This is a genomic window from Pseudomonas sp. EGD-AK9 (assembly GCF_000465935.2).
In the GTDB taxonomy this organism is placed as follows: Bacteria; Pseudomonadota; Gammaproteobacteria; order Pseudomonadales; family Pseudomonadaceae; genus Aquipseudomonas.
In genome coordinates, this window is the sequence record NZ_AVOF01000624.1 from 1 (window position 1) to 1,089 (window position 1,089).

Annotated in this window: 2 protein-coding genes; both read right to left on the bottom strand. The window is 72.5% G+C overall.

The genetic code is table 11. From position 1 onward, the window contains the following. On the bottom strand, positions 1-470 hold a 470-nt coding region (locus N878_RS21795; RefSeq protein WP_021445648.1), incomplete at its 3' end, for a hypothetical protein. Beyond that, positions 460-1,089, bottom strand: a 630-nt coding sequence (locus tag N878_RS21800) for an ATP-binding cassette domain-containing protein (RefSeq protein ID WP_021445649.1), incomplete at its 5' end; no start/stop codon positions are given. The genes N878_RS21795 and N878_RS21800, both read right to left, overlap by 11 nt.

A 1,089-nucleotide genomic window follows, 5' to 3' on the forward strand; every position in this document is an offset into this window, starting at 1 on the left:
GACCACTGCCCCGGCGCACAGCGGGCGTCGCCGGTGATGCGCAGCACCTGCGGATAGGCCGCCGGGAACACCGCTGCGCCCTGGGCCGGGCTGGAGGCACAGAGCAGGATGCCCGCCGCGCTCGCTGCCGCGCAGGCCTGGCGCAGCAAGGGTCGGTCCTGGCGCAGGCCGAGGCTGAGGTTGATCAGCACCACGTCCTGCTCGATCAGCCAGTGGATGGCGGCGGCCAGTTGCAGCGCGCTGGTCTGCCCGCGGCCGTCGAATACCTGGGCCAGGCATAGCTCGGCAGCGCCGGCCTCGGCCGTCAGACTGGCGATCACCGCGGCGCCGTGGCCAAGGTCATCGGCCGCCAGCGCTCCCTCGCACAGCGCTTCGCCGTCCAGCCAGAAACGCCGCCCGGCGCGGATCAGCGGCGCCTGGGCCGACGCGTGGCCGCTGTCGACCAGGCCGATACGCGGTTCAGCGGGCATCGCTCGCGGCCTCCGCCGGCAGCGGCCGCAGCTGCCCCTCGGCCAGCTGCAGGTGCAGATCGCACTGCGCCAGGGTCGAACGGCGGTGGCTGATGAGGATGCGTGTACGGTCGGCGAACAGCTCGTCGATGGCGGCGATCACCTCGCGTTCGGTGTTCTCGTCCACCGCCGAGGTGGCCTCGTCGAGCACCAGGATCAGCGGCGCCTGGAGCAGCGCGCGGGCGATGGCGATGCGCTGCTTCTGCCCGCCGGAGAGCTGCTGGCCACGCTCGCCGAGCTGGCTGTCGAGGCCCTGCGGCAGGCTGGCCACCAGCTCGTCGAGGCGGGCCAGGCGCACCACCTGTTCGATAGCCGCGCGCTCGACCTGCGGTGCGGCGTAGGCGAGGTTGTCGGCCAGGCTGCCACGAAACAGCACGATGTCCTGGCTGACCACGGCGATACGCCGGCGCAGCTCGGCCAGCTCCAGTTCGCGCAGGTCGCGGCCGTCCAGCAGGATGCGGCCCTGACTGGGGTCGTAGAAGCGCTGCAGCAGGTCGATCAGGGTCGACTTGCCGACCCCGGAGGCGCCGCTGATGGCGACTTTCAGCCCTGCCGCGATGCGCACCTCGACGCCGCGCAG